The organism is Brinjal little leaf phytoplasma (assembly GCF_978563805.1).
Genome location: NZ_CEAFKD010000009.1, coordinates 1 through 7578 on the forward strand (window position 1 = coordinate 1; position 7578 = coordinate 7578).

At 21.0% G+C, this 7578-nt stretch carries 13 protein-coding genes; 5 read left to right on the forward strand and 8 right to left on the reverse strand.

What is annotated here, in order from left to right; all coding sequences use genetic code 11:
* The 7 genes from ACTCUI_RS02165 to ACTCUI_RS02195 form a co-directional block, all read right to left on the reverse strand.
* Positions 1–339: sigma factor (locus tag ACTCUI_RS02165; protein ID WP_463431316.1), on the reverse strand; the 339-nt coding region annotated here is incomplete at its 3' end.
* Between the two features lie 270 nt (positions 340–609).
* Positions 610–720: a DUF2963 domain-containing protein gene (locus ACTCUI_RS02170; RefSeq protein WP_463431318.1), complete on the reverse strand. Its 111-nt coding sequence runs from the start codon at positions 718–720 to the stop codon at positions 610–612.
* 6 nt (positions 721–726) lie between these two features.
* Positions 727–1122: a hypothetical protein gene (locus ACTCUI_RS02175; RefSeq protein ID WP_463431320.1), complete on the reverse strand. Its 396-nt coding sequence runs from the start codon at positions 1120–1122 to the stop codon at positions 727–729.
* A gap of 569 nt (positions 1123–1691) precedes the next feature.
* A complete protein-coding gene (locus tag ACTCUI_RS02180) occupies positions 1692–1955 on the reverse strand; it encodes a hypothetical protein (protein WP_463431322.1) in 264 nt (87 codons plus the stop codon).
* 345 nt (positions 1956–2300) lie between these two features.
* The gene (locus ACTCUI_RS02185; protein WP_463431324.1) at positions 2301–2576 is read right to left on the reverse strand and encodes a hypothetical protein; all 276 of its coding nucleotides are present in this window, start codon (positions 2574–2576) and stop codon (positions 2301–2303) included.
* A 34-nt stretch (positions 2577–2610) separates the two neighbouring features.
* Entirely contained in the window at positions 2611–2961 is a 351-nt protein-coding gene (locus ACTCUI_RS02190; RefSeq protein ID WP_463431326.1) for a single-stranded DNA-binding protein, read from the reverse strand.
* A 22-nt stretch (positions 2962–2983) separates the two neighbouring features.
* Positions 2984–3187 carry a hypothetical protein gene (locus ACTCUI_RS02195; RefSeq protein WP_463431328.1) on the reverse strand — a complete coding sequence of 68 codons (204 nt, stop codon included), beginning with the start codon at positions 3185–3187 and terminating at the stop codon, positions 2984–2986.
* A gap of 237 nt (positions 3188–3424) precedes the next feature.
* Here ACTCUI_RS02195 and ACTCUI_RS02200 point away from each other — a divergent pair, with 237 nt between their 5' ends.
* The 5 genes from ACTCUI_RS02200 to ACTCUI_RS02220 all read left to right on the forward strand — a co-directional run bounded on the left by ACTCUI_RS02200 (position 3425) and on the right by ACTCUI_RS02220 (position 6603).
* A complete protein-coding gene (locus ACTCUI_RS02200; protein WP_463431330.1) occupies positions 3425–3775 on the forward strand; it encodes a hypothetical protein in 351 nt (116 codons plus the stop codon).
* A gap of 8 nt (positions 3776–3783) precedes the next feature.
* Entirely contained in the window at positions 3784–4149 is a 366-nt protein-coding gene (locus tag ACTCUI_RS02205) for a hypothetical protein (protein WP_463431332.1), read from the forward strand.
* Between the two features lie 5 nt (positions 4150–4154).
* A complete protein-coding gene (locus ACTCUI_RS02210; protein ID WP_463431334.1) occupies positions 4155–4388 on the forward strand; it encodes a hypothetical protein in 234 nt (77 codons plus the stop codon).
* A gap of 775 nt (positions 4389–5163) precedes the next feature.
* Positions 5164–5847, forward strand: a complete 684-nt coding sequence (locus ACTCUI_RS02215) for a YitT family protein (protein ID WP_463431336.1) — start codon at positions 5164–5166, stop codon at positions 5845–5847.
* A 42-nt stretch (positions 5848–5889) separates the two neighbouring features.
* Positions 5890–6603 carry a TrmH family RNA methyltransferase gene (locus ACTCUI_RS02220; RefSeq protein ID WP_463431338.1) on the forward strand — a complete coding sequence of 238 codons (714 nt, stop codon included), beginning with the start codon at positions 5890–5892 and terminating at the stop codon, positions 6601–6603.
* A 379-nt stretch (positions 6604–6982) separates the two neighbouring features.
* On the opposite strand, the gene ACTCUI_RS02225 is transcribed toward ACTCUI_RS02220, so the two are convergent.
* A complete protein-coding gene (locus tag ACTCUI_RS02225; protein ID WP_463431340.1) occupies positions 6983–7132 on the reverse strand; it encodes a hypothetical protein in 150 nt (49 codons plus the stop codon).
* Positions 7133–7578 lie beyond the last annotated feature (446 nt).

Here is a 7578-nt window from a genome sequence, read left to right on the forward strand (position 1 = left end):
AAGAATGTGTAGCAAAAGGATCATGATGATTTTCTGAAAAATTTGGTAAATAGGTAGATTTAGTGATTTTACACGAATGGCTTCATTAATCACTTTTTTAATATGCGGTTTAGCATAAGCCAGACAATCATAACCAAAATCTTGGTAATTAGTTAGGGCTTTGATGAATCCTAAAACTCCTTCTTGTACTAAATCTGCTCGTGTTAAACAACGAGGATAATATTTAAAACGGCGGACAATTTGTTCCACTAAAGGTAAATGTAATGTTATTAATTGTTCGCGTAACTTAAAATTACTTTTATCTTTTAAAAAAAGTAAAAATAATGTTTTTCTATTCATTAGTTTCCTTTCTAAAAATATTTTTAGAAAAGGTGAAGATTAACTTTTTATTCTTTTTAAAAAATAAAAAGACCAACTGATAAAGTTGATCTTTATGATTATTAATAAATTATTTAGTTGTGATACTTTTGGAGTGCAGTGGGCGCAACCGCACCTCAATGATACTCATTAAAACCGCTAATATTTGTATTGCTAAGGAACCTAAATTAAATAACAAACTTAATAAAGATGCCCATATAGCAGTTAGGGCATTTTTATTATTATTTTTTTTCAGTTTTCAATTTTCTCACAAGTATCTTTATCATATTCATTTATCGTTATAATTTTTCCGTCAGAGAAATAATAAGTTTCTTTAATTTTATTACCAGTTATCTTTATCATATTCTGTTATATAATCGATATAGTTATTCCATCGTCCTCCCTTTTATAATAAGTAGGTAGTTTTTCTTTAACCCAAATATAACCAGTATCTTTATCATATTCCTTTAAAGGATTAATATTATATTTTTGTGTTAATCGTTCTTCTGATTGTTCTTTTTCATTTATGAAATTTGATATTTGTTCTTCTTGTTCTTCTTTTTTTTCTTTTGCCTCATTACATTTAACACAAGGAATAGGAACTTTCTTTTCTACTTCTTTAATCTCTGTTACTTCATTAACAACTTTAATATTTTTATTTTCGTCTATTTTTTGAAGATATAAAAAATTGCAAATAGCTATACTCACTTGACTTAAAAGTAAAATTAAAAAATAAAAATTTTTATTCTTTGAATCCGGAAACATCTTATTTTCGCTCCTTATACATGTTTTCTTTTGTTCTCTTTGTCTAATTGTTTTTTTAATTTACCGTTTTGTACTCTTAAAACTAATAATTCTTTTTCTAATGATTCTTGTTTACTTGTTGTTTTTCTTTTTCCTCATTACATTTAACACAAGGAATAGGAATTTGTTTCTATTTCTTTAATCTCTGTTACTTCATTAATGACTTTAATATTTTTATTTTTATCTATTTCTTGATTATACTCATGCAATTTTTAAAATAATTATTTTGCTTTTTCTTCAATATTTGTATCTAATAATAATCTTCTTGTTTCAGTTGTCTCATGATATTTATAAGCAGCAGTGATAATTTAAGAAAAAACAAAATAATAAAACTCTAGTAATAATTAAAAAAGTTAATAGACGATATTGTCTTCCTTTAATTGAAATGAATTTCATTTTTTTAAACCTCTTTTTTTTAATAAATATTTGCCTTGTTTATGTTCTTTTTCAGCATAAAAATAAATAAATAAAGCTAAAAAATACAAAAACAAAACTTAATTATCATTATAACTTTTTTTTAATATAAAAAATCATATTTTTAATAAATAAAAAGAAATGTCTAAAAATTTAAAAAGAAAAGTTACTAATAAATTACTAATAACAATCATAATTTTAAAAATAAAAATGATAACTTGTAAAAGAACATCAAGGATAATTTTTAAAGTTTTTTCATATAAATTTACGATAGGTTTAGTAAATTTTTCAATAGTATTACCAATTAAAGGAATGGCGCCACCAAATTTAGATACTAATGATGTAACAGTAGCCATTGTTGTAACACCAGTTAAACCCATTAATACATCGCTATCTAATATTTTAGTTGCATTAGAAAAAATTTTTAATAAATCATCTAAAATGTTTTTAAAAATATCAAAAAACCTTAAGAAAAAATCAAAGAAAAATTCAAATATTTTTAAAAAAGATAATAAAAATATTAATTTGTTCCATATAAAAAAAATAATAATTTTGAAAAAATTAAAAACAATTAAAAAATTATTATCCCAACCAACCTTAAAACCAAAGAAAAGAGATGATTTAGTGAAAAAAATATGATAAAAAAAGAATAAAAGAAACAACAAAAAGATTTTAAATAAGAAAAAGAAAAAAGATATTTGAAAAAGATGAGAGTAAAAAAGGTTTTAAATATCATTATCTAAAAATTTATCTAAAAGAGTTTTAATATCTTTTTTATATAAATAATTAACATTATTAAAGTTTAAAAGAATAGTTTTTAATTCACTAATTAAATCTTTTTTTTGTTGAATGGATAAATCCTTAACAATAAGTAGTTCTTTATCCTCGGTATTTTCTTGTGGTTTATGATAGGAAAGTTGAAATTGATGATAGACAAAAATAGCTATAATACCGCCAATAATTAAACAAAGGAAGTTATCGAATAAATTATATTTTCTCATTTAATTTCTCCTTTCTTAGAAAAGAATCATTAATTTAAAAAGGTAATTCTTTCTCTTTTTCTTTATTATTATTTAAGAAAACAAGTTTAGAAACAAGCACTTTCGTGCTGTTTTTTTCTTGGCCGTTTTGGTCGTTATATTTTTGAATAGATAACGAACCTAATAAGTACAATTTATCTCCTTTTTGGAGATATTGAAAAAGATTTTCAGCGTTTTTACGGAAAACAACGCAGTTGACAAATAACGGTTTATTTTTGTCTTTATCAGTGTGTGAATTGACAGCAATTTGAAAATTAACAATAGGGATCTCCTCATTATTAATTTTGACATATGACTTTTTTAAATCATGAGCAAGATAACCCAATAAATATATAATATTTATCATTTATTTTCTTTTCCTTTGTAGATTATTTGATTATCTTTTGAATCATCCGAAAGTGAATTATAAGGCGTTTGATAAAAAAATCTTTATTGAATTCTTTAGGTAAATCATTTTCTTGCTCTTTAATTTCAGCATCTAAAAAATCTAATTTACCATTTTCTTGAACCTCGCGCATCATACGATAAACATCTTGACGATAAATCCCCATGTAATTAGCCATTTGGCGCATTTGATGAAATAAACCAGCAAATTCTTTCGCTTTTAACTTTCCATTTAAAATATAATTGTTAACAATTTCTCTTAATTCATCAGAATATTCATATTTAGTTTGTAATGGTTGAGTTTCATTTAAAACGGAGCCCTTGGTGATTCACAAATTTAAGTCAAATCGTTTTTTATGGTTAATATAAAAAAACGGTTTGACTTATTTTTTTTGTTTAAAAAAATTAGTTAAAACCAAAAAAAAATGAATAAATATTTATATGGTTTAACAGAAATAATTAAATTTTTAATTAAACAATCTTATTTTAAAATTCGTTTATTTCATCAAAAAACCAATTATAACTTGGGAAATCAAACTTTATATTTAAATTATTCTGACTTATATGAAACAATAATACTTTTAAAAAACATTAAAAATCCACCTTTTAAAATTCAAATGGATTTTAAAATGGATAAGAAATACACCTTTGATCTTCAAAAGAAAATTTTATATCTAAAAGAAGAACCAAAAGTAAATATGACGGTGGATTTCAACCAAAATTTAATTCAACAAGTATGCGTGGGAACACTTCAAGAAGATTCTCGGATGACTTAATCGAAATAATGCAAAAACAACTTTTTGGAGATAATGATTTTTTCATGAAAAAACTATTCAATAAAAATCAAAAAGTTCAAGAAAGAAAAAATAATTCAATATTAACTATTTATCAAGAAGAAATTAAAAACAAAATTCAAGTTTTACCCCCATTAAAAGGTTTAGTTTATGGTCGAGATTATCATCAAGAAGATTTAATCACTATTGAAAATTATTTAAAATCCCAAAAAGAAACTCCTTTTGGTTATCAATTAATCTTGAAAACCAAACCATATTTTCATATGGTTTATCAAGAAACCAAAAAAGTCTTTTCCATCGTTTTCAAAATAACTTACAAAAAATTCATTCTTTATTTAATCAAAGTTTGGATTTAGAACAATTGAAAGAAATTCAGGCAGAAACGTTTGAAAGACAAATAGTTCAAAAATATTGGCAGAATTTTGAAAATGAACCAACTAAACCTAGTTTATATCTCTATGGAACTTTTAACACTGGGAAAACTTTTTTCTTTAAATTAATTATGAAATATTTATTAAAAGAACAAAAAGATTTCTTGTTCTTATTTTTACCAGATTTACCTCGTCAATTTAAGTCGGGGTGGTTTGATGAATAATTAAGCAAGAAAATGGATATTTTAAGAACCATTCCTTATTTATTTCTCGATGATTTAGGAGCAGAAAATTTAACTGTTTATTTTCGTGATGATATTTTATATCCGCTTTGAAATGCTCGGCAAGAAAAAAATTTAATTACTTTTATTAATAGTAATTTTAATCCTCTTCAGAACTCAACCGTTAATGAAACTTAAAAATATGAATTTACTACAAAAATAAATCATTTAATGACTAAAATACGTTATTTTTATGTTATAATTCTATGTAATAATTATTTCTTATTAATAAAATTATAAATAATAAACAAATTATCAAATGCTTTTTTAAAATAATCAATTATATCCAATAAATTTGTTTTACTTTTCATCATTTTTTAAAACAAATTTTAATTTTTGATTTTAAAATTTATCTATATTAAAATTAAAATAGGTTAATTTTAATATCTCAAATATCTATCTCAAATGTTTCATTTTTTTAAAATTCATAATTCTTTTTAATAATTTCATTAAAAATCATACAAAATCATTTCATTTATTAAAATTTTCTTCAAAACTTTTATTTAAAAAAATTTTTTATTCAATAAAACAATAAACTAAAAAAAATAAATAAAAAAAAATAGAAATAAGGAAACACAGTAATATGAAACATAATAAAAATGAAAATTTTGTCCTTTTTTTATTTATATTTTTAACATTCCTAATATTAATTAGCAACTTTGCAACAAATTTATGCTTTCCAATACCAAATAAGTTTTTAGAGCTATCTAAAATTTCTATGAGTTTTATATTATTAATATTTAGCATTTATTTTTTAGTTTTACCTGGTAAATTTATCATAGGTGGTTTAGAAAGTAATTTAATTTTTTTAGATAAAATTTGTTTTTATGATAAAAAAAAACAAAAACAAAAATATTTTTTTAGTAAAAATAACAATATTATTATTATCAGAATTTTAATTTTAATATTTGCTTTAGTTGTATACTTAAAAGATCCAAAACAACTTAATTTATTTTTATCATCAATAATATTCAGTCTTCTTTTTACCTTTATTTTAAAAATATTTATTTTTTTTAAAATAAAACAAAATTCTATTATTAAAAGATTTCCTCAATTTATTCAAAACAATATTTTTTATAGATTATTGTTATCTTCTCTAATAACTGGTTTTGTTGTCGGAATAAGTTCTGGTAATATTTTACAAAAAAATCTAAGTACAGGTGGTACTGATGTTATTTTTGTATTTTTAACATCAACATCGATTTGTTGTGGAATAGAATTATCTATAATGTTATTAACGATAGATGGTTTAACTATTTTATTATCTTTTTTAATGGATGTAATAAGAAAAAAGAAAAATAAAGAAAAAATTGTCATAAAATATTTTTTTTCTATCTTAACATTTTTTATAGCTCTTGGCATTATTCATTTATTGACCAAACAAAATAATAAAATAATTTAATAAAAAAATATTATTTTGAATAAATTTAAAGAGAAAAAAAATATGATTATATCTAAAGAAAATATAAAATTTAAAAAATTAAAAAAACTTTTATTAAAAAAATACCGTGACTTATATCAAGAATTTTTAGTTTTTGGTGAACATTTAGTTGAAGAAGCTCAAAAAAAAAATGTAATTTTAGAAATATATACAATTGATCAATCTAAACCAGGAACTTTAATTTCCTATAATTTAATGAAAAAATTAAACACAAACAAAACTCTGTATCCTGTATGTGCTCTTTGTAAAATAAATTCTCAACCCTTAAAAAGTGATAAAATTCTAATTTGGGATGATATTCAAGATCCAAGTAATGCAGGAGTTTTATTAAGAAGCGCTTGTGCTTTTGGTTTTCGACATATTTTTATTAGCCCCAAATCAGTCGATTTTTATAATGAAAAAACTATAAGATCAAGTCAAGGCGCTATATTTTATTTATTTTTAGAAAGAGGCAATATAATAAATTTTTTATTATCAGCTAAAAAAGATAATTATACTATTTTTAGTGCCTCTGTAAATAAAAAAAATATAAACTTAGAAAACTCTTCTTTTTTGAAATCCCAAAATAAAAAAATTTTAATTTTAGGAAATGAAGGATCAGGTATTTCAGAAATAGTTCAAAAACATTCTGACTATTTTTTGAATATTGATATTGAAAATATCGAAAGTTTAAATGTTGGAACAGCAGGAAGTATTTTAATGCATCTTTTAAAATAAGAAAATTTATATTCATTATTTTATTTATTAAAATATATAAATTATATGAATTTTTTATATCATAATAAATTGACAAGTTTTTTGAATATTTAATAATTATTATTATTAATTAAATCTCTATTTCTCATCATAATAATAAAAATTACAATTAATTTTTTAATTTTATAATTTTTTTCAATATATAAATTATATATTTTTTCATTAAAATATATTTTTTTATAGAATACTTTTAGATTATTAAATTTTTTAAATACATTTTTTTGAATATTTATCATAATTTAATATCAATGTATAAAAAAAATATCTTTTAAAAGATAAATCAAAACTGCATTTCAACAACCTAGAATTCAATAAGGTCACTAATTTATTAAAAAAAGATTCAATCTAATTTTTCTATTTCTTCCTTAGTTATTGTTTCTTGTTCTAATAATTTAGAAGCTATTTTATCTAATAAATCTTTATTTTCTTTAATAATTATTTGAGTTTGTTTATAACAATCATCAATTATTTTTTGAATTTCTGTATAAATTAAATTTTTATTAGAAAATTTAGTATCTTACATAACTCCTAAATCACTCTGTTATTGGTTTAAAATTAAAAAACGCTCAAAAAGGGTTGAGTTACCATTCGATTTATACAATTTTAAGTTAAGATTTAAGCCAAACTGTTTTTTTTATAGTTATATAAAAAAAACGGTTTAGCTTATTTTTTTGTTTAAAGAAATTAGTTAAAACCAAAAAGTATATTTTAAAAAAAATGAATAAATATTTAAATAGTTTAAAAGAAATAATTAATTTTTTAATTCAACAACATTTTATTTTAAGATTTATTTATTATTCAATAATCAAAAAACCAATTATAACTTAGAAAGTCAAACTTTATATTTAAATTATTCCGAGTTATATGAAACAATAATACTTTTAAAAAAAATGAAAAACCCACCTTTCAAAATTCAAATAGATTTTAAAATGGATA

Excerpts from the sequence above, each read along its gene's own strand:
- ACTCUI_RS02185 (WP_463431324.1), bottom strand. The coding sequence starts at position 2,576 with ATGAGAAAATATAATTTATTCGATAACTTCCTTTGTTTAATTATTGGC.
- ACTCUI_RS02175 (WP_463431320.1), bottom strand. The coding sequence starts at position 1,122 with ATGTTTCCGGATTCAAAGAATAAAAATTTTTATTTTTTAATTTTACTT.
- ACTCUI_RS02200 (WP_463431330.1), top strand. The coding sequence starts at position 3,425 with ATGAATAAATATTTATATGGTTTAACAGAAATAATTAAATTTTTAATT.
- ACTCUI_RS02170 (WP_463431318.1), bottom strand. The coding sequence starts at position 720 with ATGATAAAGATAACTGGTAATAAAATTAAAGAAACTTATTATTTCTCT.
- ACTCUI_RS02215 (WP_463431336.1), top strand. The coding sequence starts at position 5,164 with ATGAGTTTTATATTATTAATATTTAGCATTTATTTTTTAGTTTTACCT.
- ACTCUI_RS02180 (WP_463431322.1), bottom strand. The coding sequence starts at position 1,955 with ATGGGTTTAACTGGTGTTACAACAATGGCTACTGTTACATCATTAGTA.
- ACTCUI_RS02205 (WP_463431332.1), top strand. The coding sequence starts at position 3,784 with ATGCAAAAACAACTTTTTGGAGATAATGATTTTTTCATGAAAAAACTA.
- ACTCUI_RS02190 (WP_463431326.1), bottom strand. The coding sequence starts at position 2,961 with ATGATAAATATTATATATTTATTGGGTTATCTTGCTCATGATTTAAAA.
- ACTCUI_RS02220 (WP_463431338.1), top strand. The coding sequence starts at position 5,890 with ATGATTATATCTAAAGAAAATATAAAATTTAAAAAATTAAAAAAACTT.
- ACTCUI_RS02195 (WP_463431328.1), bottom strand. The coding sequence starts at position 3,187 with ATGCGCCAAATGGCTAATTACATGGGGATTTATCGTCAAGATGTTTAT.